Source organism: Comamonas fluminis, assembly GCF_019186805.1.
GTDB lineage: Bacteria > Pseudomonadota > Gammaproteobacteria > Burkholderiales > Burkholderiaceae_C > Comamonas > Comamonas fluminis.
In genome coordinates this window covers 4,159,008-4,184,010 of sequence record NZ_CP066783.1, presented here as the reverse complement: position 1 = coordinate 4,184,010, position 25,003 = coordinate 4,159,008, and the positions used below count along the sequence as shown (strand labels likewise).

Sequence of the window (25,003 nt, the reverse complement as noted above, 5' to 3'; positions counted from 1 at the left end):
GGCAAGCAGGGTTTCAGCAAGCTGCCCCCACGGCTGTGCGCAGCGTCTGGCAAAGAAGCTGTAGTTTGCTATTGATTACATAGCGTTTAGCGCTTGGTGCATAAGCGCTGGGGCCATAAATTTCTTAAGTCTTGAGCAGTGTTTCGCCGGGCAGCAGTTCCTTGGCGCCTATGGTGGGCTGCTGGCGCAGCTGTGCATAAAGCGGTGCAAAGTCGGTGCTGGCGAAGTCCAGCAGCTGCTGCATGTCGTCCAGCACGAAATAGGTCTGCTGGTAGGTGTCGATCTTGTAGAGCGTGCGCATGGCGCGCTCCAGCTGCAGCGGCAGGCGGTGGGGCTCGGGGCTTTGCACGCTGTAGGCCAGCTCGCCTGCGGAGCTGAGGATGCCTGCGCCATAGGCGCGCACACCGCCGTTTTCACGAATCAGGCCGAATTCGATGGTGTACCAGTACACGCGGGCCAGCATCTCGCAGGCGCCCAGCTCTGCCGCTTTAAGGCCGCCCTGGCCATAGGCCTGGATGAAGTCGGCAATGACGGGGTTGAACAGCAGTGGTACATGGCCGAAGAGGTCGTGAAAGATGTCGGGCTCGACGATGTATTCAAACTCTTCGGGCTTGCGAATCCAGTCTGTGACGGGAAATTTGCGCTGGGCCAGCAGCGAGAAAAACGGCACTTCGGGGATCAGTCCCGGCACGCCGACGATTTCCCAGCCCGTGGCTTTGAACAGGCGCTCGTTGACTTCCTCAAAGCGTGGAATGCGCTCCTTGGCGCCCAGCGAGGGCAGAGCGGCTATGAAGTGCTGGCTGGCCAGACCGGGCAGCAGCGCACACTGGCGTTCGTACAGGCGCTGGTAGGTCTGGTGATCGGCTTCGGTATAGGCCGCATAGTCCTGTGCGCAGGTGTAGTCATCGTTGGCGCGGCTGTAATCTCCGCGCGGCGGGCGGTCGGATTGACCATAAACCACGGGTGCTTGTCCCATCATGGGCTCCTTGTCTGTTGACTGGCCAGCCAGACCGCCCGAAGGCGGGCGGGCTTAACTGGCCTTGATCTTGGTGGCGCTGATCAGAAACTGAAACTTGCGGTTCTCGCGTTTCACGAATTCAGCAAACTCCAGCAACCGCATGTCTTCCGGGGCAATGCCCATCTTGCGGTACTGATCGCGGTAGCTGGGGTTGCTGAGGGCTGCCTGGAAGGCGCTGGCATATTTCTGGGCATCTTTATCGGGCAGGCTGGCCGGGGCGAACACGCCGAACCAGGTAGCCACGTCAAAGCCGGGTACGGCTTCATTGACGCTGGGCACATTGGGCAGGGCCACATTGCGGGCCGGGGTGGTGACGGATAGGGCAACCAGCTCTCCCGACGCAATCAGCGGCAGGGCGGAGGCCAGGTTGTCGAACACCATGTCCACATCGCCCTTGAGCAAGGCTTTCTGCGCGGCCGATGCGCCTTCAAACTGCGTATTGGGCAGGCGCAGATTGGCCAGTGACTTGAGCATTTCGCCAGAGATATGGCCGATGCTGCCGTTGCCCGCCGAGCCCATCTTGAGCTGGTTGGGGTTGGCCTTGATGAAGGCAACCAGATCGCTGGTGTTCTGAATTTTGAGCTCGGTGGCGCGGGCCTTGGTGATGACCAGAACATTGGGCACGCGCGCGACCAGAATCAGCGGCTTGAAGTCCTTGTACACATCGTAGGACGGAGGCGTGCCCAGATGGGGCAGCACCGCGTGGGTGGCCACGGCGCCCATGACGACCAGGTTCTCCTGAGGTTTGGCCTTGGCAATCAGCTCCACCCCTTTGACGCCACCGGCGCCGGGCTTGTTGGTGACGGAGATATTGCCCAGACTTTGCTGGGCACCTTGGGCCAGCAGGTGGGCTGAGGTATCGAGAGGGCCGCCCGCAGGGTAGGGAACGACGAAGGAAAGGGGCTGGCTGGCGTTTTGCGCAAAAGCAGCAAAGGCCGGGCCGCACATCAGGGCAGCAAGCAGGAGGGAGCGTTTCACTATGGATTCCGGGAAAAAACCGCCTTCAAAAGGCGCCCGGAAGTATAGAAACCCTGGCTGGTGTTTCAGGGCATCTGGGGGCACAAATGCAGCTGCCGGTGCCCGCGCTTGTCTGCTCAGATCTGGCGCAGACGGTTCTTGATGAACTGGCCGTAGAACTGGTGATCGCTTTGCACCAGACTGGCAAAGTCGTGCAGGCGCAAATCCTCGCGTATGACGCCCATGGCATCGAAATACTGCTGCACCGCAGGCTGCTGCAGCGTCTGTGCAAACGCATTGGCCCAGCGGCTGGCCAGTGCGTCCGAGATGCCTGCCGTGGCAAACAGTCCGAACCAGGTGGTCAGCTCCAGCCCGCGCACGCTTTCGTTGAGTACGGGCACGCCCGGCAATATGGGCAGGGGCGAAGCCGAAGTTACGCCCAGCGCCTTGAGCCTGCCTGCGCGGATATGCGGCAGGCAGGAGGCGATGTTGTCGAACATCAGATCGGCAGTGCCATCCAGCAGCGCCGACATGGCGGGCTGGGCGCCCGCAAACGGCAGGTGCTGCAGTGGCACGCGGGTCAGGGTTTGAAACAGCTGGGCTGCGATATGACCAATGCTGCTGTTGCCCGCCGAGGCGTAGCGCAGTGGCTGACGGCTTTTGCCCATCAGGCGCAGCAGATCGTGGGGCGTGGAGATGCGCCACTGCAGCGCCATTTCGCTGCGTACGACCAGCACATGGGGCATGCGCGCCACCAGCGTCAGCGGCTGAAAGTCGCGCAGCGGGTCGTAGGGCAGCTGGGGATTGATCCAGGGCAGGATGGCGTGCGTGCCGGTAGCGCCCATCAGCAGCATGGGCTCGCGCGAGCCCGCCCGGGCCACCATGGCGGCACCCGTGGCGCCACTTGCTCCTGTGACATTCATCACCTGCATGGGGCCCATGGAAGGTGTGTCCTGCACCAGCCTGCGGGCAGATCGATCCAGCGGGCCACCCGCCGCAAAGGGAACCACCACGGTCAGCGCGCTTGCTGCTTTGCTGGAGTTGGTGGTAAATCCTGTGGGAGTCCTTTGAGCATAAGCGGTAGCTGCTATCAAAGGTGAAGCTGCTGCTGCGGTCAGTGACAGCAGCTTTCGCCGCGTCAGCAGCGGCGCTGGCCCTGGTGCAACGCCCGCTTTCCCGCCGCCGTGCAGAGGCAGCAATGGAGGTGATGAAGGGGGGGCAGTGGCTTTCACGATGAGGCAGTGCGCCGCATCGGTTGCAGACTTCAGGGCCTCTGATGCAGCGTGAACCTGAGTATAGGCAGGTAAACCCGCCTGGATATGGTCCGTTTGGCCGTACAGCCATGCATAAGGCAACCAGTTGCAAGCAAGAAATTTTCCCGCCGCCAGCGCAGGCACGCTGTGCGGCCGGGCGATGGTGGCGGGTATCAGTCATGGCAGCGCTCTGGCGGCAGGTGCGTGCTTATTTTTGCAGCACGCCACGGCGCATCTGGTCGAGCTCCATGGTCTCGAACAGCGCCTTGAAGTTGCCTTCGCCAAAGCCGCTATTGCCCTTGCGCTGGATGAACTCGAAGAAGATGGGGCCCAGCTGGTTTTCGCTGAAGATTTGCAGCAGCAGCTCGCCAGGGGCGCCGTCCACCAGAATATTGCGCGCCAGCAGCTCGGGAATGGGTTCCTGCAGCTCGGGAATACGCTTGGGCAGCAGCTCGTAATAGGTCTCGCTGGTGTTCAGCAGCTTGATGCCGTTCATCTGCAGGCCGTCCACGGTGTCGTACAGATTGGTCGAGCCCAGCGCAATGTGCTGAATGCCCTCGCCCTTGTACATGTCCAGATATTCCTGAATCTGGCCCGCCTTGTCGTTGCCTTCTTCATTGATGGGAATGCGAATCTTGCCGCAGGGGCTGGTCATGGCCTTGCTCTTGACGCCTGTGGCCTGGCCTTCGATGTCGAAATAGCGCACTTCGCGGAAGTTGAAGATGCGCTCGTAGAACTCGGCCAGCTCGGCCATGCGGCCGCGGTAGACGTTGTTGGTCAGGTGGTCGATATAGGTCAGGCCCAGACCTTCGGGGTGCAGGTTCTGCACGCCGGGCAGGGGCTCGAAGTCCACATCGAAGAAGCTGATATTGCCCAGGTCACCGTCCTTGGCGCCGTTCTTGCCGCGCCACTTGTCGATGAAGTAGATCAGCGAATCGCCAATGCCCTTGATGGCGGGGATGTTCAGCTCGCCCGGGGCCGATTGCTGGGCGTAGCCCCAGGCGCCCAGCGAAACCGCACGCTCGTAGGCGTATTTGGCATCGTTCACACGCACGGCAATGGCGCAGACACTGGGGCCGTGCAGGCGGGCAAAGCGCTGGGCAAAGCTGTCAGGCTCGGCGTTGATGATGAAGTTGATCTCGCCCTGGCGGTACAGCGTCACGTTCTTGCGGCGGTGCTTGGCAATGGCAGTGAAGCCCATGCGCTCGAACAGCTGGCCCATGGCAACAGGATCGGGCGCGGCGTATTCGACAAACTCGAAGCCGTCCGTGCCCATGGGGTTGTCCCAAGTCTGGAAGGTGCTGCTGGTCTGGGTCAGGGGGGCGTTCATAGCGTGGGTCTCCATCCGGTAATGCGGGGCACATGAGGAACAGGTGCCGACGATGGGACTCACTGTAGGGCGGAGCACTGGCAGGCTTTATGCAAAAAGCCCGTGCCTGCAAACCATTGAATGCATGAAAACTGCGCGAAAATTAGATTTCATGCAGTTTAAATGGTTATCAAGGGTTAACCCTGAAGAAAAATTGCTCTGTTTTTATAATCTGCCGTCATGAGCACTACGCACACCATCGACAAACTGGACAAGGCTATTTTGCGCCGTCTGCAGGCCAATGGCCGAGAAACCTATGACGTCATCGGGGAGCAGGTCGGCCTGTCCCCCAGCGCCGTGCTGCGCCGGGTCAAACGCCTGGAAGAAAGCGGCGTGATTGACCGTTATGTGGCGCTGGTACAGCCCGAGACCGTGGGCCTGGGCCTGACGGCCTACCTCAATGTGCGCCTGGAAAAATACACCGAAACCAGCAAGCGCAACCCCATGGACATCTTTCGCGCCAGCGTTCAGACCTGGCCCGAGGTGGTGGAGTGCGTCTCTCTGACCGGCGAGATGGACTATCTGTTGCGCGTGGTGGTGGCCGATATGCAGCACTACAGCCGCTTCATCATGGATACCTTGCTCAAGCACCCCAGCGTGCAGGACTGCAAGACCAGCTTTGTGATGGACCGCGTCAAAGTCACCACGGCCGTGCCGTTGTAACGGCTGGCGTCCTTCATTTGGACCATGGTTGACGTCTGACAATTGGCTAAGGTATTGAATTAACGGAAAATCCTTACAAAATTGTTGCAATGCAACACAGAGCTTGTGAGGATTCGGGTTTTTACCTATATTTCAGGCCATGAACATCTCCAAAGACTGGTTGAAATCGCCCTGGCAAGCTGGCTCCGGCTGGCTGCGGGATATGGGCAAGTCCCAGGGCGCCGAGCGTCGCTCGCCGTCCTTGGTGCCCATCCGTTCCCTGAGCCCGCGTCACCGCGACCGCATCACCAAGCATTTGCTCAAGCTGGATGCGCGTGACCGCTATCTGCGCTTTGGCTATGCCGCCAGCGACGAGCAGGTGGCGCGCTATGTCGAGCATCTGGACTTCGAGCGCGACGATATCTTTGGTGTCTTCAACCGTCGTCTGGAGCTGATTGCCATGGCCCATCTGGCGTTTGCCGGTCACCCCGAGCATGAAAAATGCGCGGAGTTTGGCGTCTCCGTGCTCAAGAGCGCACGCGGCAAGGGCCTGGGCGCACGATTGTTCGAGCGCGCGGTGCTGCATGCCCGCAGCAAGAATGTGAGCATGATGTTCATTCATGCGCTGTCTGAAAACACGGCCATGCTCAAGATTGCGCGCAACGCCGGTGCCACGGTCAAGCGTGAAGGCTCGGAGTCCGAGGCCTATCTGGAGCTGCCACCGGCCAGCTTCGAGACCCATGTCAGCGAGCTGATGACCGAACATATTGGCGAGATGGACTACCAGCTCAAAAAGCAGGCAGTCAACTTCTGGGCGTTCCTGGCGGGCGTGCAGGAAGTGCGCAAAGGTGTGCAGGAAGGCCGCCACCAGTCGGCAGAGTAATCTGCATAAAAAATGGCTGCAGCGCTTTACCAATAGGCGCTTGCAGCTATTGAAATAATAGTTTCGGAGCCATGGGCCGCTGTTGCATTGCGATAGCGGCCCATGGCTTTTTCGGGGTTGCCAGCCGGTTGTCAACACAATCCGCTATTCTTGGCGGCTTGTTTGACTACCGCACGTCCTGCACTCCAAGACAGTGTCTGACCCCCATCCTGCGCGACTTCCCGAGAAGGAAGACAAGCGAAGCTTCCTGCAAAAGGTGGCTGAATTCATTCATCCGGCACCGGACTCTCCGGATGAACTGATCGAAACTCTGGCCGAGGCCGAAGACAACCAGGTCATCGGCACCGAATCCCGCGTCATGCTGGAGCGCGTGATCCGCATGGCCGATATGAGCGCCGGTGATGTCATGGTGGCTGCGCCACGCATGGATCTGCTCAATATCGATGCGCCTTTTGATGAAATCCTGCATCAGGTCATCACCACGGCGCATTCACGCTTCCCGGTCTATCAGGGCGAGCGCGAGAACATCATTGGCATTCTCATGGCCAAGGATTTGCTCAAGCTGCAGCGCTCTCCTACCCTGAATATCCGGGCTCTGGTGCGCTCTGCCGTGTTTGTGCCCGAGAGCAAGGGCCTGAACGACCTGCTGCGCGAATTCCGTGCCAACCGCAACCATCTGGCCATCGTCATTGACGAATTTGGCCGTGTGGCCGGGCTGGTGACGATTGAAGACGTGCTCGAAGAAATCGTCGGCGAGATCGAGGACGAGTTCGACATCCCCGAAGACGAAGGCGACATCTTTGCCCTGGCCGACAACAGCTACCGCGTGGCGGGCGACGCCACGGTAGAGCATGTGAGCCAGGAGTTCGAGACCAGCCTGCACGCCAGCGACCCGGACGAAGAGTTCGACACCATTGGTGGCCTGATTGCCCACGAAATAGGCCATGTGCCAAAGCGTGGCGAGCAAATTCACCTGGGCGGGCTGGAGTTCACCGTGCTGCACACCAAGGGCGGCGCCGTGCGCTGGTTCAAGGTGGTGCGTGACCCATCGCCCGACAGCTTGGTGAAAAACTGATATCCCGTATGCTTGAACACACCCAACCCCTCGGTTGGGTGTTTTGTTAGTGCCTTGCCCTTTGCCATGAACCAGACTGCTCCAACCCCTATCCACTCACCATCTTCCAGACTTCAGGGCTGGCTGGGTGCGCTGGTGCTGGTGATTGCAGGCGCATTGCAGGCCTTTTCGCTGGCCTGGCCCTGGGCGCGCGGGCAGGGTGATGGCTGGCTGAGCATGATTGGCGGCTATGGCCGTCCGCTGTGGTGGCTGCAGATTCTGTCGCAGGCTGTGCTGGTCTATGCCTTGCTGCAGGCGCCCAGCGCGGGCCGGGCTGCACTGCGCGGCTGGGCTTTTGCCACGGCATGGCTGGTAGCAACGTTCTGGTGGCTGTTTATTTCCATGCACACCTATGGTGGGTTGGCTGCGCCGCTGGCGGTGGCTGCGGTGCTGGCGCTGGCGGCATTTCTGGGTAGCTACTACGCGATAGTTTCTTGGTGTTTTAAGCGCCTAGTCAAGGTATCTAGCAGACATCTTGCTATTGTTTTTGCTGCGCTATGGACTTTGGCTGAGCTGGCGCGTGGCTGGTTGTGGACCGGTTTTCCCTGGGGTGCATCGGGCTATGCCCATGTGGAAGGCCCGCTGTCCGTGCTGCCGCGCTGGGTTGGTGTGTATGGCGCAGGCTTTGTGGCTGCGTGGATGGCCGCCTGGCTGGCGCTGCTCTTGGTGCGAGGGCTGGTGCGCAAGCAGGCGCAGCAGCCTTTGCTGAATTTCAAGCCGGCCTTGGCAAGCATTGCTGCATTGCTGCTGGTCTGGGGCGGGCTGTGGTGGGCACGCAGTGAAAGCCTGCAGGCACCTACGGCGCAGCCGGGTATGAGTGTGGAGTTGCTGCAGGGCAATATTCCGCAAGATGAAAAATTTGAACTGGGCTCTGGCGTTGTTGTCGCCTTGCGCTGGTATGCCCAGCAGTTGCATGACTCTAAGGCACAGCTGGTTGTAGCGCCCGAGACCGCCATTCCCCTGCTGCCCCAGCAACTGCCTGAGGAGTATCTGGACTTTGTGCGCCAGCCCTTTGTGCAGGAAGGCGGCAAGCAGGCAGCGCTGGTGGGTATCCCACTGGGCAATCTGGATGAGGGCTATACCAATACCGTAGAAGGCTGGCAGCCCGGTCAGACCCGCCCCTACCAGTACGACAAACACCACCTGGTGCCGTTTGGCGAGTTCATTCCGCCCATGTTCCGCTGGTTTACCGATTTGATGAACATCCCGCTGGGAGATTTCAACCGTGGCGACCTGGGCCAGCCGTCCATGAGCTGGGCTGGCGAGCGCCTGTCGCCCAATATCTGCTACGAAGACTTGTTTGGTGAAGAGCTTGCAGCGCACTTTGGCAATGCCGCCACCGCACCCACGGTGCTGGTGAATCTGAGCAATATTGGCTGGTTTGGCGATTCCGTGGCCATTGACCAGCATCTGAATATCAGCCGTATGCGGGCGCTGGAGTTTGAACGGCCTATGCTGCGCGCTACCAATACTGGAGCAACCGTGATGATTGACCACAAGGCCCAGGTCGTCAGCGCACTGGCACCTTTTGAGCGGGCCGTGCTCTCTGGCCATGTTCAGGGCCGCGAGGCCATGACGCCTTATGCGCGCTGGGTGAATATGCTGGGGCTGGTGCCTTTGACCTTGCTGTGCCTGCTGGTCTGTGCTGCGGCCTGGCTGCGTGGGCGCCAGCGTTGAGGTTCAGGCTATGGCGTAGTCAGCTACCGGGAAAATAGTGCGCAGGCCTCAGGGTTTGCCGTATTTGTGGCAGAGTTTTGGGCCTGATCATGGGTATTGTGGGCTGTCCATGTGCGTCAGCCTTGATAATGCCCGGTTGTACCGCCCCGCTGGGGTGCGAGTTGCAGATCCCCAAATATAAAGTAACGGGTAGCTCTTGTGGGCTGCCGTGGAGCAATTGAGTAAATGGCTGAATCTTTTTCCTACGAACAACTGATCGCCTCTGGTGAAGGCAAGCTGTTTGGCGCCGATAGCGGCCGTCTGCCCCTGCCACCCATGCTGATGTTTGATCGCATCACGCACATTTCCGAAGACGGCGGCGCCCATGGCCTGGGCAAGATCGTGGCCGAGCTGGACGTCAAGCCTGATCTGTGGTTCTTTGACTGCCACTTCCAGGGCGACCCCGTCATGCCCGGTTGCCTGGGCCTGGACGCCATGTGGCAGTTGATCGGTTTTTACCTGACCTGGCTGCGCCTGCCCGGCCGTGGCCGCGCTCTGGGTGCGGGTGAAGTCAAGTTCACCGGTGAAGTGGGCCCCGACGTCAAACTCGTGACATATGAAATTGATATCAAGCGAGTTATCAAGCGCAAGCTGAACATGGCCATTGGCGATGCACGCCTGCTGGCCGATGGCAAGGAAATCTACGTGGCCAATGATCTGCGCGTGGGCCTTTTTCTGCGCGAAGGTGATGCCAAGGGAACGGCAGCATGAGCAAGAAGCGGGTAGTCATCACCGGTGCGGGCATTGTCTCGTGCATCGGCAACGATCTGGCCACAGTGGAGGCCTCGCTGCGCGAGAGCCGCACCGGCATCAAGGCCATGCCCCAGTTCACCGAGCTGGGCATGCGCTCGCAGGTGGCTGGCATTCCCGAGATCGATGTCGAAGCGCGTATTGACCGCAAGCAGCTGCGCTTCATGGGCGACGCTGCGGCTTATTCGCAGATCGCGCTGGAAGACGCTATTGCGCAAGCGGGTTTGACGCCCGAGATGGTGTCCAACCCGCGCACCGGCCTGATCATGGGTTCGGGCGGCGGCTCTCCAGCCAACCAGATCGAAGCGGCGGACACGCTGCGCGAGAAGGGCATCCGCCGCGTGGGACCGTACCAGGTCACGCGCTGCATGAGTTCCACGGTGTCGGCGTGCCTGGCGACCAATTTCAAGGTCAAGGGCATCAACTACTCCATCACCTCGGCTTGCTCCACCTCGGCTCATTGCATTGGCGCTGCGGCTCAGCAAATCGCCTGGGGCATGCAGGACGTGATGTTTGCTGGCGGCGGTGAAGAGCTGTCCTGGGGCATGTCGCTGCTGTTTGACGGCATGGGCGCCATGTCCAGCAAGTACAACGAGACGCCTGAAAAAGCGTCCCGCGCCTACGACGCCAACCGCGACGGTTTTGTGATCGCTGGCGGCGGCGGTGCCGTGGTGCTGGAAAGCCTGGAGCATGCCCTGGCGCGCGGTGCCAACATCCTGGCCGAAGTGGTGGGCTTTGGCGCCACCAGCGACGGTGAAGACATGGTGGCCCCTTCGGGTGACGGCGCCATTGCCTGCATGAAGCAGGCCATGGAAACCATTGACGCCCCCATCGACTACATCAACACGCACGGCACTTCGACCCCCGTGGGCGATATGCAGGAAGTGCGCGCCATGCGCGAGCTGTTTGGTGACAAGGTGCCTCCGTTCTCGTCCACCAAGTCGCTGACCGGCCACTCGCTGGGCGCCACTGGTGTGCAGGAAGCGATTTACTGCCTGATCATGCTGAACAAGGGTTTCATCGCTGGCTCGGCCAACGTCGAGACGCCCGATCCGCTGCTGGGCGATATGCCTCTGGTCACCAAGACCCGTGATGCCGATCTGAAGACGGTGCTGTCCAACAGCTTTGGCTTTGGTGGTACGAATGCCTCTCTGGTGCTCAAGCGCTGGGAAGGCCAATAAGCTCACGCTCAGAGCAAGCCAGCCCGCTTGGCCGTTTGGTCGGCGGGCTTTTTTCTGTCATGCACATGCATCACCTCCATGAAGATTGCAATTCTTGACCGTGATGGCACCCTGAACCGCTGGGGTGCTCAGGGATTTATCGGTCGTCCTGATGAGTGGGTGGCTGTCCCTGGCGCGCTGGAGGCGGTGTCTCGCCTCAATCGTGCGGGTTGGCATGTGGTGGTGGTGACCAATCAGCCCGGGCTGGGGCGCGGTCTGTTTGATGTGATTGAGCTCAATGCCGTGCATGCCAAGATGCATCGGGAGCTGGCCGCCGCGGGTGGGCGTGTGGAGGCCGTGTTTTTCTGCCCCCACGCGCCGGATGAAGATTGCAGCTGCCGCAAGCCCCATCCAGCCTTGTTCCAGCAAGTGGCAGAGCGCTATGGCGCCGAAGGCCATGAAATCTGGGCTATTGGCAGTGGTGTGGAGCACTTGCAGGCAGGGCAGGCACTGGGCGCGCACCTGATGTATGTAGAGTCCACCGGAAGGCCGGACAGCTGCAGCACCGATGCCTTGCCCGAGGGGAGCGAGCGTTTTGCCGACCTGCAGGCCGTGGTCCATGTGCTGTTGCCACTGGGAGAAGATGAGGTGGTGCAGACGTCCGAGGGGCTGCCCAAGGAACCGCCCCTCTCGCATTGATTCCGGATTTCAAGTAAAAATAGCTTCAACCGCTTGAAAATTCAGCGCTAGCTGCTATGTTTCTTGCTGACTTTTTATGCTTTGGCGCCTGTATGAAGGAGCCAGGGCACTGACACTGATTGCTCTCATGGCCCTGATTCGCTCCGTCCTCCACATGCTGTGGATGGCTGTTACTGTGATTCCCTACACTCTTGTGCTGCTGCTGACCAAGTGGGTCAGTCGCTCATCGGACAAGGCATACCGCGTGGCACGCGCATGGCTCAAGCTGTCGGTGGACAGCGCGGGTGTCATCATGGGCGTGCGCTACCGCGTGCAGGGCATGGAAAATCTGCCCACTGACAGCAACCAGGGTGTGGTGCTGCTGGTCAAGCACCAGTCCACCTATGAAACCTTTCTGATGCCCGCCATCATGCCGCGCCCGCTGGCCTATGTGTTCAAGAAGGAACTGCTCAAGGTTCCATTCTTTGGCTGGTCAATTGGCGCGCTGGACATGATTCACATCGACCGCGCCCAGCGCTCGCGTGCCTTCCATAAAGTGGTGGAGCAGGGCAAGCGCCTGCTGGACCAAGGTATCTGGGTCATCATGTTCCCCGAAGGCACGCGTATTGATCGTGGCCAGGTGGGCGAATACAAGACGGGCGCCACCCGTCTGGCCATCATGGCGGGCGCACCCGTGGTGCCTATCGCCGTGACATCGGCCAAGTGCTGGCCGCGCAAGGCCTTCATCAAAAAGCCCGGTGTGGTGGATGTCTCCATCGGCAAGCCGATTCCCACAGAAGGCCGCAAGCATGATGAACTGATGGTCGAGGTGGAGGCCTGGATCGAGTCTGAAATGCGCCGCCTGGACCCCGAGGCTTATCAGCAGTAAACGAAAGCCGCAGCGCCATGCCCACGGATGACTCCTTGCAACAGGTCTGGCAGTGGCTGGTGCCGCCCGTGGTGGAAGACTCTCAGGGCCAGCTGATTCCGCGCCGTCGTGCCAGGATGCCATCCGTGCAATCGCCGCCTCAGGCTGATCTGGATTTTGAGGAAAATACGAGTCAAGCCCAGGATTTACAGGCGGAGGTTGCTATCCATTTAATGGCGCAGCCGGGCTTGCTGCTGGCCCACCCCCAGGCCAGTCATGATGTGCAGTTGCAAGGGCGGCATGTGGCCTATCTGCTGCGCCGCTCAGCCCGCCGCAGCATTGGTTTTTCCGTCAGCTCGCACGGTCTGGATGTCACGGCGCCGCGCTGGGTTGGCATGACCGAGATTGAAGCAGCGCTGCAGACCAAGTCCAGCTGGATTGTGCGCAAGCTGCAAGAGGCCGGACAGCGTCAGCAAATCAAGGAAGAGGCTCGTATTCACTGGGGCGAGGGCGGCACGCTGGACTATCTGGGGCAGCCCATGCGTCTGTGCCTGACCGGTGGCGAGGATCAGCCGGTACGCACAAGGCAGACCCACAGAGAGCAGGGTGCCGATGGTGCGCAGCACCTGCATTTGCCGCTGCCCTCAGGCGCGCCGCCTGTTCAGGTGCGTGCGGCAGTGCAGGCCTGGATACTGCGTGAAGCCAGAACCCATTTCACCGCCCGCATGCTGCACTTTGCGCCGCAGATGGGGGTGCGCTGGAATGCGCTGCGCCTGAGCAGTGCCAACACCCGCTGGGGCAGTGCCAGCAGCGCAGGCATCATTCGCCTGAACTGGCGGCTGATGCAGCACACGCCATTCATCATCGATTATGTGGTGGTGCATGAGCTGGCACATCTGCATCACATGGACCATAGTGCGCAGTTCTGGGCGGTGGTGGCGCAGGTGCTGCCCGGCTGGAAATCACTGCGCCAGACACTCAGAGACAGGCCGCTGCCCAGCTGGGAGTGATGCGGCCAGGACAAGACCAAGGACAGACCATGAACCAGACAAGCAACACCATTGAGCCTGCTGAGGGCTATGCCGGCAATATTTCCGCAGAACTGGCCTGGCAGTGGGTGCAGGGTGGCGAGGCCGTTCTCGTCGATGTGCGTACCGATGCCGAACGTGAATGGGTCGGCAAAGTGCCTGGCGCTGTGCCCGTGGCCTGGAAGCAGTGGCCGGGAATGGCTATGAACGCCGACTTTGACGCCCAGCTGCGCGCCGCCGTGCCCCAGGGGCAGAAGGCGGTGCTGCTGTGCCGCAGTGGCGTGCGCTCCGTGGTGGCTGCACAGCGTGCGGCAGGCCTTGGTATGGAGGCCTACAACATCTTGGAAGGCTTTGAAGGCGACGTGAATGCCGAAGGCCAGCGTGGCCAGACAGGCGGCTGGCGCAAACGTGGTCTGCCCTGGAATCAGTAAGACGTCAGGGCAGAAGCCAGTTTAGCTCTGGCGGTAGCCATTGGGATTCTGGCTTTGCCAGCGCCAGGTGTCGGCGCACATCTCGTCCAGACTGTGCTGGGCTTGCCAGCCTAGTGTTTGCAGTGCATGGCTGGGATTGGCGTAGCAGCTGGCTACATCGCCAGGGCGGCGGTCCGCGATGGCGTAAGGCAAGGTCTTGCCACAGGCTTTCTCAAAGGCATGCAGCACTTCCAGCACGCTGTAGCCATTGCCCGTTCCCAGGTTCACTGTCAGCAGCTCAGGTTTGGCGAGGTTTGCTAGCTTTTCCAGTGCCTTGACGTGGCCACGAGCCAGATCGACGACGTGGATGTAGTCGCGCACGCCTGTGCCGTCGATGGTCTCATAGTCGCCGCCAAAGATCTGCAACTGCTCGCGGCGACCTACAGCCACTTGCGCAATATAGGGCAGCAGGTTGTTGGGAATGTCGGAGGGGTCTTCGCCAATCAGGCCGCTTTCATGGGCGCCGATAGGGTTGAAGTAGCGCAGCACGGCCAGTGACCATTGAGGATCGGAGTGGTAGAGGTCGGTCAGGATCTCTTCGACCATGAGCTTGCTGCGGCCATAAGGATTCGTCACCGACGTGGGGTGCTTCTCGTCCAGCGGCAGGTATTGAGGGGAGCCATAGACGGTGGCCGAGGAGCTGAAGACGAGCTTGCTCACACCTTTGTTCTTCATGGCACGCAGCAGTACCAAGGTGCCGTTGACGTTGTTGTCGTAGTAGTCCACGGGCTGTGCGACGGATTCGCCTACGGCCTTCTTGCCCGCAAAGTGCACCACGCTGTCAATGCGGTGCTGTTCCAGTGCGGATTCCAGTGCTTGCTGATCGCGCACATCGCCCTGAATCACAGGGATGGTGCGACCAGTGATGCGTTCCACACGCTGCACAGCTTCGGGGTGGCTGTTGCTGAAGTTGTCAAAAATCACGACCCCACGGCCATGGCGAATCAGTTCGATGGCGGTATGGCTGCCGATATAACCGGCGCCGCCTGTGAGCAAGGTTTTCATCATCGTGAGTTTAGTGGGCTATCAATAGAAAAAGCGCTCGGATGAGCGCTTTTCTCTAGCAAGGCTCTTTTACAGAGCCGGAATACGTAGCTTCTGGCCGGGGTAGATTTTGTCCGGGCTGGTCAGCATGGGCTTGTTGGCTTCGAAGATGGCGTTGTACTTGTTGGCATCGCCGTAGTACTTCTTCGAAATGGCGGACAAGGTATCGCCACGCACCACATCGTGGTACTGGGCTTCTGGCTCAGGGTTGGTCACCGTCATCAGGTTATCCACCGACTGCACATTGGCCACATTGCCGCAGCACAGTGTGACTTTTTCCTTGGCGGCCTGTGTGGGGGCTGTGCCCTGCACTGTGACCTTGCCTTGAGATCCGTCAAACTGCACTTGCAGATCGGAAACGCCCAGATTTTGGGTGTTGATGTAGGTGGCAATCGCTTGCGCGGCCTTGACATTCAGGTCCTCGGATGGGGTGGCTGCGTGGGCATCACCACCGCCAAACAGTTTTTCACCGGCTTCTTTGATAAAGCTGAACAAACCCATGTGTTGACTCCTTCAAGTGTGAATGGACGGAATGGAACTCGGACAATGTAACGCTAATTGAGCCCCGGACTGTTAAGGATTGCTGCAGCGCCAGTTTTTTGACAATTTCCATCTATGCCATGCCGGAAGCGACAAGGAAAGGCCCGCAGTGCTCAAAAGTACTGATAATCCGCCGCATGACATTTTTGGCCATAGACATTGGCAACACTCGTTTGAAGTGGGCCATGTACGAAGATCACAGGCCCGGGGCCGCCTTGCTGGCTCACGGAGCGGAATTCCTGGAGCATATTGAGCGTCTGGCGGAAGGCGCCTGGGCGGGCTTGCCTGCACCTGAGCGCATGCTGGGCTGTGTGGTGGCAGGGGAAACCGCCAGGCGCCGGGTACATGAGCAGATCGAGCAGATGGTCGGCTGGAACTTTGAGCCGCAATGGGTTGTTCCCTCCTTGCAGGAGGCGGGTGTCAGCAATGGCTATGACCACCCTTCTCGTTTGGGGGCAGATCGCTGGGTTGCCATGATTGGCGCGCGTCACCATATGCTGCAACAAGGACCTCAGCGTCCCCTGATCACGGTGATGGTGGGTACGGCGGTGACCGTGGATGCCCTGGATGCGGATGGCTATTTTCTGGGCGGTCTCATCATTCCTGGGCATGGCATCATGCTGCGTGCACTTGAAGGTGGAACGGCAGGGCTTCATGTGCCTACAGGGGATGTCAAGCTTTTCCCCAAGAACACCAGCGACGCATTGACCAGCGGCGGCACTTACGCAATCGCTGGGGCCGTGGAGCGCATGTATCAGCACCTTGCCGAGCATTGCAAGGCCGATCCCATGTGCATCATGGCGGGCGGTGCAGGCTGGAAGATGTCGCCGAGTATGACCAGACCATTTCAGCTGATCAATAATCTTATCTTTGATGGCTTGCTGGTCATTGCACATAGGCGCTGGGAAAAAGCGTGATTGAGCATCAAGCGGGTTTCTTTCTAATATCTAGGGTAGCTTTATGATTTTTGTCACTGGTGGTGCAGGCTTTATTGGCGCCAATTTTGTGCTTGACTGGCTTGCCAATGTGGATGAACCAGTGGTCAATATCGACAAGTTGACTTATGCGGGCAATCTGGAAAATCTGGCAAGCCTGAATGGGGACAAACGCCATATCTTTGTACAGGCTGATATTGGCGATGGCGAGAAGCTGACGCAATTGCTGGCAGAGTACCAGCCCCGTGCGGTGGTGAACTTTGCGGCCGAAAGCCATGTGGATCGTTCCATCCATGGCCCGGAAGACTTTATTCAAACCAATGTGGTTGGCACCTTCAGATTGCTGGAGGCGGTTCGTGCCTACTGGAGTGGTCTGGAGTCCAGCAAAAAGGCAGATTTCCGTTTTCTGCATGTTTCGACCGATGAGGTCTATGGCACGTTGTCGCCTACCGATCCTGCCTTCACGGAAGACAACAACTACGAACCCAATAGCCCTTATTCGGCCAGCAAGGCAGCCAGCGATCATCTGGTTCGGGCTTGGCATCACACCTATGGTCTGCCGGTGCTGACAACGAATTGCAGCAATAACTACGGCCCTCTGCATTTTCCCGAGAAGCTGATTCCGCTGATGATTGTGAACGCGCTGGCGGGCAAATCTCTGCCTGTCTATGGCGATGGCATGCAGGTGCGAGACTGGTTGTATGTGCGCGACCATTGCAGCGCGATTCGCCGTGTGCTCGATTCAGGCAAGCTGGGCGACACCTATAACGTCGGCGGCTGGAATGAAAAGGCGAATATCGAGATCGTCAAGACTGTGTGCGCCTTGCTGGATGAATTGCGTCCCCGCAAGGATGGCAAGTCCTATGCTGAGCAAATCATTTATGTGACGGATCGCCCAGGCCACGATCGCCGCTATGCCATTGATGCCCGTAAGCTGGAGCGTGAGCTGGGTTGGAAGCCGGCAGAGACTTTTGAGACAGGCATTCGCAAGACGGTGCAGTGGTATCTGGACAATCCTGAATGGGTGCAGAACGTGCAGTCTGGCTCCTATCGTGACTGGGTGCAAAAGCAGTATGTGAATGGGGCCGCCGCATGAGGCTGTTGCTGCTGGGCAAAAACGGCCAAGTAGGGTGGGAGTTGCAGCGTAGTCTCGCGCCTTTGGGTGAAGTGCTTGCGCTGGATCGCTCGAATGGTGGCGATATCTCGGATCTGTCTGCATTGGCCGCGCAGATTCAGGCAGTGCGACCTGATGTCATCATCAATGCCGCTGCTCATACAGCAGTAGATAAAGCAGAAACTGAGCGAGAGTTGGCTCTGCGCCTGAATGCCGAAGCCCCGGAGGTCATGGCGCAGGAGGCTCGCAAACTGGGCTCACTGCTGGTGCACTACAGCACGGACTATGTCTTTGATGGTGGTGGCACGGCTCCTCGCAAGGAAACCGATGCAACAGGACCATTAGCCATTTACGGCGTAACCAAGCTGGATGGTGAGCAGCGCATTGCTGCAACAGGTTGCCGACATCTGATTTTCCGCACCAGTTGGGTGTATGCGGCACGTGGTGGTAACTTTGCCAAAACCATGCTGCGTCTGGCGCAGGAGCGTGAGAAGCTCAGCGTCATCAATGACCAGTGGGGTGCGCCCACTGGGTCCGATTTGATCGCCGATGTGACTGCCTATGCGATCCGGCATGCAGCGGTTAATGAAGGTGATCTGGGCCTGTATCACCTAGTGGCTTCTGGCGAAACCACTTGGCATGCCTATGCCAGCCATGTGATTGACCAAGCGAGAGTACTGCGCCCCGATTTGGCATGGAAAGTTCAGGAGATCGCAGCCGTTCCCACAGCAGCTTTCCCTACGCCAGCCCAGCGTCCTTTGAACTCGCGACTGGATACACGCAAGCTCCAAACCGCCATGCGGTTGCATTTGCCCTCCTGGCAACAAGGCGTAGATCGAATGTTGCAGGAAATACTGTAAGCGCTAACCCAAACACGAAAGCAGAACAATGACACAAGCACGCAAAGGCATTATTTTGGCCGGCGGTTCGGGCACACGCCTGCACCCGGCGACGCTGGCTATCAGCAAGCAACTGCTGCCGATCTATGACAAGCCCATGATCTATTACCCGCTGAGCACTTTGATGCTGGCGGGAATTCGTGAAATTCTGATCATCAGTACCCCACAGGACACACCGCGCTTTGAACAACTGCTGGGTGATGGCAGTCAGTGGGGCTTGAAGCTTGAATATGCAGTTCAACCCAGTCCTGATGGACTGGCACAGGCCTTTTTGATTGGGGAAAAGTTCCTCAATGGTGCCCCTAGTGCTTTGGTGCTGGGTGACAACATTTATCACGGTCATGAACTGCACAAGCTGCTGCAGCGTGCAGATCAGCGCACCGAAGGCGCTTCGGTATTTGCTTACCGTGTGCAAGATCCCGAGCGCTATGGCGTGGCTGAGTTTGATGCAGATGGCAAGGTGCTGTCTCTTGAAGAAAAGCCCAAGCAGCCCAAGAGCAACTATGCTGTGACTGGCCTGTACTTCTACGATGAGCAGGTTGTTGAACTGGCCAAGCAGGTCAAGCCTTCTCCCCGTGGTGAGCTTGAAATTACAGACCTCAACGGTTTGTACCTGCAGCAAGGCAAGCTCAATGTGGAACTGATGGGGCGTGGCTATGCCTGGCTGGACACTGGGACCCACGATAGCATGCTAGAAGCGGGGCAATTCATTGCCACATTGCAGCAGCGCCAGGGCCTGAAAGTGGCTTGTCCTGAAGAAATTGCCTATCGCCAGCACTGGATTGATGCTGCCCAGTTGGAGAGACTGGGTCAGGCGCTGGCCAAAAATGGCTATGGGCAGTATCTGCTGCAGTTGCTCAAGGAAAAGGTTTAAGCATGAAGTTCACGCCTCTTGCTATTCCTGAGGTGGTGCGGATCGAACCCAAAGTCTTTGGTGACTCACGCGGTTTCTTTCTTGAAAGCTTCAAGCAGGATCTGTTCAATCAGGCCACGGGCACCCAGTATCACTTCATTCAGGACAACCACAGCCGCAGCAGCAAGGGCGTGCTGCGTGGCTTGCACTATCAGTTGCCGCCGCATGCACAGGGCAAGTTGGTGAGCGTGATTACGGGGGCTGTGTTTGATGTGGCCGTGGATATTCGTCGTAGCTCACCGACCTTCGGCCGGTGGGTGGGCTCGGTGTTGATGGCGGAAAATCATCACCAGCTGTGGATTCCGCCCGGGTTTGCGCATGGCTTTGTCGTGCTCAGCGATACCGCAGACTTTGTCTACAAGACCACAGCGTATTACGCTCCCGAGACAGATCGCGGCATTCTCTGGAATGACCCGGATATCGGCATCGAGTGGCCTCAACTCGATATTCCGTTCTCGCTGTCTGAAAAAGACCAGAAGCAGCCTGCTTTCAAACAGGCTGAAGTGCTCGAGTAAGAAACTAGCTTCTCAAGGATTGGGCCATTTGCAGAAATGGCTCAATCAACTGGGCGTCGCGTCGCTCGCGCAGGCAGTACAGATACTCGGGCAGGGTGGGAACATCATCGGCCAGGTCCAGCACCACCAGGTCGGGATGGGTGGATGCTTCGTGGCGCGCAAACACGCTGACGCCCATGTTTCGAATCACGGCCTCGCGTATGGATTCGCGGCTGGCAATTTCCAGAATTTTGCGGGGGGTGACCTGTGCGGCAGCCAGCATCTGTTCTGTCAGCAGCCGGGTCATAGAGCCATGCTCTCTGAGGATTAGGGTCTCGCTTGCCAGCTCCTTGAGTGGGATCGGATGGGTGAAGCGAGCTAGCGGATGCTGTGCATGCACCACCAGCGCCAGTGGGTCACGGCCCAGTTCGATGCGCAGCAGGCGCGGGTCTGAATCCAGGTGGGAGGATGTGGCCAGATCGACCTGATATTCCGCCAGCGCCTGAATCATCTGGCGCGAATTTCCGCTCTGGATGCTGATATCGACCAGTGGCAGGGCCGCCTGATATCGCTGGATGATGTCCAGAACGTAATAAGGAGCCGTCGCGCCAATGCGCAGCTGGCCTTGCTGCACAGTGCCTGACTGGCCCAGGCTGGATTCGATCTGTGCCGCTTGCAGCAGCAGTTGCTCTACCTGCGGAAGCAGTTTCAGGCCTGCATCGGTGATGGCAAGGCGCCCACTTTGCCGTGCAAAAAGCTCGACCTCATACAGCTCTTCCAGGGATTTGATCTGTGCGGTGACGGTGGGCTGGCTCAGTCCCAGCTGGCGTGCGGCCTGGGTAATGCTGCCAAGTCGGGCAACCCAGAAGAATGATTTGAGCTGCGTGACAAACATGGCAAGGCGCGAGCAAGGGAATCAGGCATTCATGCCGTGCTGAATGCATTCATTTTTTGATAGCTGACAGCGTTGCTCTACATAGGATTTAAAGCTGTTTGCTTCAAATGAAGAGCTGGATCAAGCGCTGCTAGCTCTTGATTTTGGGGCGTGCAGTGTAGTGCGGCATGCAGTTCCAAAGTTTGCTGATGATGACCGCGGCAAATTTCAGTTCTGTGACACGGCAGTTTCACAGTCGGTTTCTACAGTTCATGCATGCCATGAATGCGTTGCAAGTCATGGCGTCCATCAACTTCATTTGGACCGTGATTCATGCGCTACGCCACTGCTTTTGGAACTCGTCGATTCACTCTGACCGTTGCTGCTTCGGCCTTGCTGGGCTTTGTGTCTCTGGCCCACGCCGCCAAGACCGAATTGCTGGTTTATTCGGCCCTGGAAGCCGACCAGATCAAGGCCTACAAGAGCGGCTTTGAAAAAGCCCACCCCGAGATTGAGCTGAAGTTTGTGCGCGACAGCACCGGCATCATCACCGCCCGCCTGTTGGCCGAAAAAGCCAATCCCCAGGCCGATGTGATCTGGGGCGTGGCCGCCACCTCGCTGATGCTGCTGGACAAGCAAGGCATGCTCCAGCCTTATGCTCCCAAGAACCTGGCCAAGGTGCGCTCCACCATGCGTGATGCGGCCGCCACGCCCACCTGGGTGGGCATGGACCTGTGGTCGTCTGCCGTGTGCTTTAACACCGTGGAAGCGCAAAAACGCAAGCTGCCCGCCATCACCAGCTGGGCCGATCTGACCAACCCCGCCTTCAAGGGCACGGTCACCATGCCCCATCCCGCCTCCAGCGGCACCGGCTACCTGATGGTGGCCGCCTGGCTGCAGATGATGGGCGAGGACAAGGGCTGGGCCTATATGGACGCGCTGCACCAGAACATTGGCGTCTACACCCACAGCGGCTCCAAGCCCTGCCGCCAGGCCGGTGCGGGCGAATTCCCCGTGGGCCTGAGCTTTGAATACCGCGCCAACAAGACCAAGAAGGACGGCGCGCCCATTGACATCGTCTTCCCCAAGGAAGGTCTGGGCTGGGAGGTGGAGGCCACGGCCATCCTGAAGACCAGCAAAAAGCAGGACGCCGCCAAGGCCCTGGCCGACTGGGCCGTGACGCCCGAGGCCAACAAGCTGTACGCCGCCAACTTCGCCATCCTGGCGCTGCCCGAAGCGCAGGAACAGCACGAGTTCATTCCTGCCGATCTGGAAAAGCGCCTGGCCAAGAACGACTTCAACTGGGCTGCGGCGAATCGCGATCGCATTCTTTCTGAATGGAGTCGTCGCTACGAGGCCAAGGCGGAAAAGAAGTAATCCATGTTACGCATTGACCATATCGCCAAGCAGTACAAGGACACCCCGGTGCTGCGCGGCATCGACCTGGCCGTGGAAGGGGGCGAGTTCGTCAGCCTGCTGGGCCCGTCGGGCTGCGGCAAGACCACGCTGCTGCGCATTCTGTGTGGCATTGAGCAGGCCGATGCCGGCCAGATCCTGTTCCAGGGCGACGACATCACCCGCTGGCCCGCCGCGCGCCGGGGCTTTGGCGTGGTGTTTCAAAGCTATGCGCTGTTCCCCAATCTGACGGCGGCACAGAACGTGGCGTTTGGCTTGAAGGGCCAGCCTGCCAACCAGGTGCAGGCCCGTGTGCAGGAAATGCTGGCGCTGGTGGGCCTGGGCGCCCAGGCCCAGCGCTATCCGGCGCAGCTGTCGGGCGGCCAGCAGCAGCGCATTGCGCTGGCCCGTGCCCTGGCGCCGCGCCCGCGCTTGTTGTTGCTGGACGAGCCACTGTCCGCACTCGACGCCCAGGTGCGCACCGAGCTGCGCAGCGAAATCCGCCAGCTGCAACGCCAGCTGGGCATTGCCTGCGTGATGGTGACGCACGACCAGGAGGAAGCCCTGTCCATGGCCGACCGCGTGGTGCTGATGCACCAGGGCCGGATCGAGCAGCAGGGATCGCCCGAGCAGCTCTACGCCCAGCCGGTCAGCCACTTTGCCGCAGGCTTTGTGGGGCGTATGAATCTGCTGCCCGCCGTGGCCGAAGCCGGCAACGTGGTGCGGGTGGGCGAGGGGCGCCTGGACTGCTCTACTACCGGATTCATAGCGGGTGACGCGCTGCTGGTGGGCGTGCGCCCCGAAAGTGTGGTGCTGCACCCGGCCCAGCCCGTGGCGCTGCACAACCTGTTCCGCGCCCGGGTGATGGAGACCTCGTTCCTGGGCTCCATGGTGCTGGTGCGGGTGTTCAGCCCCACGCTGCAATGCCAGATCGATGTGCAATGGCCGCTGCGCCACGACGCGCAGCTGCCCGACTGGTTGCAGGGCGAGGTGCTGGTGGAGCTGCCCGCTGCCGCGCTGCAGCCGCTGGCCGCGCCGGACACGCTGCGGAGGGCTGCATGATGGCCGCCGCTCCTGCATTGCCGATCGGACCAATAGGAATGGATCTGTCTGCACCGGTGGCTGTGCCACACAAAAAGCAACGCCGCCAGGCCTCTGGCCCTGCTGCACCGCAGCAGACCCGCTTCTTTAACTGGGAAAAGCTCTGGCTGGGCGTGCTGGTGCTGGGCCTGCTGGGCGCTTTGCTGGTGGCGATTGCGCTGCCCGTGGGCGCGCTGCTGGGCCACAGTTTCTGGGCGGCAGACGGTAAGTTTTCGGGCCTGGCACAGTACATCGCTTATGCCCAAATGCCGGGCGTGGGCCAGTCGCTGTTCAACAGCCTGTGGCTGTCGGCCCTCAGCAGCACGCTGTGCGTGGCCCTGGCTTATGGCTATGCCTACGGGGTGATGCGCACCTGCATGCCGTTGGCCAAGCTGTTTCGCGCCATGGCGCTGGTGCCGCTGCTGGCGCCGTCGCTGCTGATGGCCATCAGCCTGATCTACCTGTTTGGTGCGCAAGGGCTGCTCAAAGAGCTGCTGATGGGCGGCACGGCCTACGGGCCCTTTGGCATCATCGTGGGATCGGTGCTGTGGACGTTTCCGCATGCGCTGATGATTTTGTGCACCACGCTGGCATCGGGTGATGCCCGCCTGTATGAAGCCGCTGCCACGCTGGGCGCGGGCCGCTGGCGCAGCTTTTGCCAGGTCACGCTGCCGGCCAGCCGCTACGGGCTGATGATTGCCTGGATTGTGGTGTTTGTGCTGGTGGTGACGGACTTTGGCGTGCCCAAGGTCATTGGCGGCAACACGCAAATGCTGGCCACCGACATCTACAAACAGGTGATTGGCCAGCAAAACCTGAGCATGGGCGCTGTGGTGGCCATGCTGCTGCTGGTGCCTGCTGGTTTGGCTTTTGCGGCAGAGCGCCATCTGCGTGCCAAGCAGGCCGCCACCATGGCCGTGCGCGCCGTACCGCTGCAACCCCAGCCTTATGCCCCGCTGGACCGCGCGCTGCTGGCGTACTGCAGCCTGATTGCGCTGGTGCTGCTGGCGGTGCTGGGCACGGCCATGTTGGCATCGCTGGTCACGTTCTGGCCCTACAACCTGAGCCTGAGCTTCAAGCACTACCAGTTCGACATGATGGACGGCGGCGGCTGGGCCAGCTATGGCAACTCGCTGACCATGGCAGCAGCCACGGCCGTCATCGGCGCGCTGCTGAGCTTTGTCAGCGCCTATCTGGTGGCCAAACCCACGGGCTGGGTGCGCGCCCGCCAGTGGCTGCATGCCGTGGCCACGCTGCCCATGGCGGTGCCGGGGCTGGCGCTGGGCCTGGGCTACATCCTGTTCTTCAACGCCGGCAGTAACCCGCTGCATTTCATGTACGGCAGCTTGTCCATCCTGGTGCTGTGCACGGTGGCGCATTTCTTCTCGGTGGCGCACATCACCCAGCTGACCGCCTTGCAGCAGCTGGACGCGGAATACGAGCGCGTGGCCGATTCCATGGGCGTGCCGTTTTGGACGCTGCTGTGGCGTGTGCACCTGCCGGTGTGCCTGCCGGCGGTGATGCAGGTGGCGGGCTACTTCTTTGTGAACGCCATGACCACGGTGTCGGCGGTTGTCTTTCTGTATTCGCCTGAGACCACGCTGGCATCGGTCGCCGTGCTGGCCATGGATGACGCGGGCGACATCGCCCCCGCTGCGGCCATGGCCACGCTGATCTTTGCCACCGCCGCCGTGGGCCGCTTGCTGATTGCGGCGCTGGATGGCTGGATGCAAAAGCGCACCCAGCACTGGCGCTATCGCTGACCGTTTTTCTCCCCCCCATTTATTCCCTGAGCCATTGATTCCGCAC

The 25,003-nt window shown here is 59.9% G+C and carries 25 protein-coding genes; 18 read left to right on the top strand and 7 right to left on the bottom strand.

Features of this window, described 5'->3' with window-relative positions:
• Nucleotides 1-124: 124 nt before the first annotated feature.
• From phhA to hppD, 4 genes are all read right to left on the bottom strand, one after another.
• A complete protein-coding gene (phhA, locus tag JDW18_RS19320) occupies nucleotides 125-976 on the bottom strand; it encodes a phenylalanine 4-monooxygenase (protein ID WP_218243993.1) in 852 nt (283 codons plus the stop codon).
• Between the two features lie 54 nt (nucleotides 977-1,030).
• Nucleotides 1,031-1,996, bottom strand: a complete 966-nt coding sequence (locus JDW18_RS19315; protein ID WP_343216758.1) for a Bug family tripartite tricarboxylate transporter substrate binding protein — start codon at nucleotides 1,994-1,996, stop codon at nucleotides 1,031-1,033.
• 116 nt (nucleotides 1,997-2,112) lie between these two features.
• The gene (locus JDW18_RS19310; protein WP_246610092.1) at nucleotides 2,113-2,988 is read right to left on the bottom strand and encodes a Bug family tripartite tricarboxylate transporter substrate binding protein; all 876 of its coding nucleotides are present in this window, start codon (nucleotides 2,986-2,988) and stop codon (nucleotides 2,113-2,115) included.
• Nucleotides 2,989-3,436: 448 nt separating this feature from the next.
• Nucleotides 3,437-4,558 carry a 4-hydroxyphenylpyruvate dioxygenase gene (gene hppD / locus JDW18_RS19305; RefSeq protein ID WP_218241195.1) on the bottom strand — a complete coding sequence of 374 codons (1,122 nt, stop codon included), beginning with the start codon at nucleotides 4,556-4,558 and terminating at the stop codon, nucleotides 3,437-3,439.
• Between the two features lie 219 nt (nucleotides 4,559-4,777).
• On the opposite strand from hppD, the gene JDW18_RS19300 reads away from it, so the two are divergent.
• The 10 genes from JDW18_RS19300 to JDW18_RS19255 all read left to right on the top strand — a co-directional run bounded on the left by JDW18_RS19300 (nucleotide 4,778) and on the right by JDW18_RS19255 (nucleotide 13,867).
• A complete protein-coding gene (locus JDW18_RS19300) occupies nucleotides 4,778-5,260 on the top strand; it encodes an Lrp/AsnC family transcriptional regulator (RefSeq protein WP_218241194.1) in 483 nt (160 codons plus the stop codon).
• A gap of 139 nt (nucleotides 5,261-5,399) precedes the next feature.
• The gene (locus tag JDW18_RS19295) at nucleotides 5,400-6,122 is read left to right on the top strand and encodes a GNAT family N-acetyltransferase (RefSeq protein ID WP_218241192.1); all 723 of its coding nucleotides are present in this window, start codon (nucleotides 5,400-5,402) and stop codon (nucleotides 6,120-6,122) included.
• A 193-nt stretch (nucleotides 6,123-6,315) separates the two neighbouring features.
• Nucleotides 6,316-7,197: a CorC family transporter gene (locus JDW18_RS19290; RefSeq protein ID WP_218241191.1), complete on the top strand. Its 882-nt coding sequence runs from the start codon at nucleotides 6,316-6,318 to the stop codon at nucleotides 7,195-7,197.
• A 66-nt stretch (nucleotides 7,198-7,263) separates the two neighbouring features.
• Nucleotides 7,264-8,913, top strand: coding sequence for an apolipoprotein N-acyltransferase (gene lnt, locus JDW18_RS19285; protein WP_218241190.1), 1,650 nt, complete (start codon nucleotides 7,264-7,266; stop codon nucleotides 8,911-8,913).
• A gap of 225 nt (nucleotides 8,914-9,138) precedes the next feature.
• A complete protein-coding gene (gene fabA, locus JDW18_RS19280) occupies nucleotides 9,139-9,663 on the top strand; it encodes a bifunctional 3-hydroxydecanoyl-ACP dehydratase/trans-2-decenoyl-ACP isomerase (RefSeq protein WP_003068017.1) in 525 nt (174 codons plus the stop codon).
• A complete protein-coding gene (fabB, locus tag JDW18_RS19275; protein WP_218241189.1) occupies nucleotides 9,660-10,883 on the top strand; it encodes a beta-ketoacyl-ACP synthase I in 1,224 nt (407 codons plus the stop codon). The genes fabA and fabB overlap by 4 nt, the downstream gene beginning before the upstream one ends.
• A gap of 78 nt (nucleotides 10,884-10,961) precedes the next feature.
• Entirely contained in the window at nucleotides 10,962-11,561 is a 600-nt protein-coding gene (locus tag JDW18_RS19270; RefSeq protein WP_218241188.1) for a D-glycero-alpha-D-manno-heptose-1,7-bisphosphate 7-phosphatase, read from the top strand.
• 127 nt (nucleotides 11,562-11,688) lie between these two features.
• Nucleotides 11,689-12,429, top strand: a complete 741-nt coding sequence (locus JDW18_RS19265) for a lysophospholipid acyltransferase family protein (RefSeq protein ID WP_218241187.1) — start codon at nucleotides 11,689-11,691, stop codon at nucleotides 12,427-12,429.
• A 17-nt stretch (nucleotides 12,430-12,446) separates the two neighbouring features.
• The gene (locus JDW18_RS19260; protein ID WP_218241186.1) at nucleotides 12,447-13,418 is read left to right on the top strand and encodes a M48 family metallopeptidase; all 972 of its coding nucleotides are present in this window, start codon (nucleotides 12,447-12,449) and stop codon (nucleotides 13,416-13,418) included.
• A 29-nt stretch (nucleotides 13,419-13,447) separates the two neighbouring features.
• Nucleotides 13,448-13,867 carry a rhodanese-like domain-containing protein gene (locus JDW18_RS19255; RefSeq protein ID WP_218241185.1) on the top strand — a complete coding sequence of 140 codons (420 nt, stop codon included), beginning with the start codon at nucleotides 13,448-13,450 and terminating at the stop codon, nucleotides 13,865-13,867.
• 21 nt (nucleotides 13,868-13,888) lie between these two features.
• On the opposite strand, the gene galE is transcribed toward JDW18_RS19255, so the two are convergent.
• A complete protein-coding gene (gene galE / locus JDW18_RS19250; protein ID WP_218243990.1) occupies nucleotides 13,889-14,911 on the bottom strand; it encodes a UDP-glucose 4-epimerase GalE in 1,023 nt (340 codons plus the stop codon).
• 69 nt (nucleotides 14,912-14,980) lie between these two features.
• Nucleotides 14,981-15,451: a peptidoglycan-binding protein LysM gene (gene lysM / locus JDW18_RS19245; protein ID WP_218241184.1), complete on the bottom strand. Its 471-nt coding sequence runs from the start codon at nucleotides 15,449-15,451 to the stop codon at nucleotides 14,981-14,983.
• Between the two features lie 176 nt (nucleotides 15,452-15,627).
• On the opposite strand from lysM, the gene JDW18_RS19240 reads away from it, so the two are divergent.
• Genes JDW18_RS19240 through rfbC form a run of 5 tightly spaced genes read left to right on the top strand, consistent with a single transcriptional unit; the run spans nucleotide 15,628 to nucleotide 19,866 of the window.
• Nucleotides 15,628-16,407 (top strand): type III pantothenate kinase, encoded by a 780-nt coding sequence (locus tag JDW18_RS19240; RefSeq protein WP_218241182.1) that lies wholly within the window; start codon nucleotides 15,628-15,630, stop codon nucleotides 16,405-16,407.
• Nucleotides 16,408-16,450: 43 nt separating this feature from the next.
• Nucleotides 16,451-17,521, top strand: coding sequence for a dTDP-glucose 4,6-dehydratase (gene rfbB, locus JDW18_RS19235; RefSeq protein WP_218241181.1), 1,071 nt, complete (start codon nucleotides 16,451-16,453; stop codon nucleotides 17,519-17,521).
• Nucleotides 17,518-18,399, top strand: coding sequence for a dTDP-4-dehydrorhamnose reductase (rfbD, locus tag JDW18_RS19230; RefSeq protein WP_218241180.1), 882 nt, complete (start codon nucleotides 17,518-17,520; stop codon nucleotides 18,397-18,399). The genes rfbB and rfbD overlap by 4 nt, the downstream gene beginning before the upstream one ends.
• A 28-nt stretch (nucleotides 18,400-18,427) precedes the next feature.
• Nucleotides 18,428-19,312, top strand: coding sequence for a glucose-1-phosphate thymidylyltransferase RfbA (rfbA, locus tag JDW18_RS19225; RefSeq protein ID WP_218241178.1), 885 nt, complete (start codon nucleotides 18,428-18,430; stop codon nucleotides 19,310-19,312).
• 2 nt (nucleotides 19,313-19,314) lie between these two features.
• Entirely contained in the window at nucleotides 19,315-19,866 is a 552-nt protein-coding gene (gene rfbC / locus JDW18_RS19220; RefSeq protein WP_218241177.1) for a dTDP-4-dehydrorhamnose 3,5-epimerase, read from the top strand.
• Nucleotides 19,867-19,870: 4 nt separating this feature from the next.
• Here the strand turns inward: rfbC and JDW18_RS19215 are convergent, their stop codons facing one another.
• Nucleotides 19,871-20,740: a LysR substrate-binding domain-containing protein gene (locus tag JDW18_RS19215; RefSeq protein WP_218241176.1), complete on the bottom strand. Its 870-nt coding sequence runs from the start codon at nucleotides 20,738-20,740 to the stop codon at nucleotides 19,871-19,873.
• Nucleotides 20,741-21,052: 312 nt separating this feature from the next.
• Here JDW18_RS19215 and JDW18_RS19210 point away from each other — a divergent pair, with 312 nt between their 5' ends.
• Genes JDW18_RS19210 through JDW18_RS19200 form a run of 3 tightly spaced genes read left to right on the top strand, consistent with a single transcriptional unit; the run spans nucleotide 21,053 to nucleotide 24,957 of the window.
• Nucleotides 21,053-22,096: a putative 2-aminoethylphosphonate ABC transporter substrate-binding protein gene (locus tag JDW18_RS19210; protein ID WP_218241175.1), complete on the top strand. Its 1,044-nt coding sequence runs from the start codon at nucleotides 21,053-21,055 to the stop codon at nucleotides 22,094-22,096.
• A gap of 3 nt (nucleotides 22,097-22,099) precedes the next feature.
• Nucleotides 22,100-23,176: an ABC transporter ATP-binding protein gene (locus JDW18_RS19205; protein ID WP_218241174.1), complete on the top strand. Its 1,077-nt coding sequence runs from the start codon at nucleotides 22,100-22,102 to the stop codon at nucleotides 23,174-23,176.
• A 38-nt stretch (nucleotides 23,177-23,214) separates the two neighbouring features.
• On the top strand, nucleotides 23,215-24,957 hold the full coding sequence (locus JDW18_RS19200) for a putative 2-aminoethylphosphonate ABC transporter permease subunit (protein ID WP_246610090.1): 1,743 nt from the start codon (nucleotides 23,215-23,217) through the stop codon (nucleotides 24,955-24,957).
• Nucleotides 24,958-25,003: the final 46 nt, after the last annotated feature.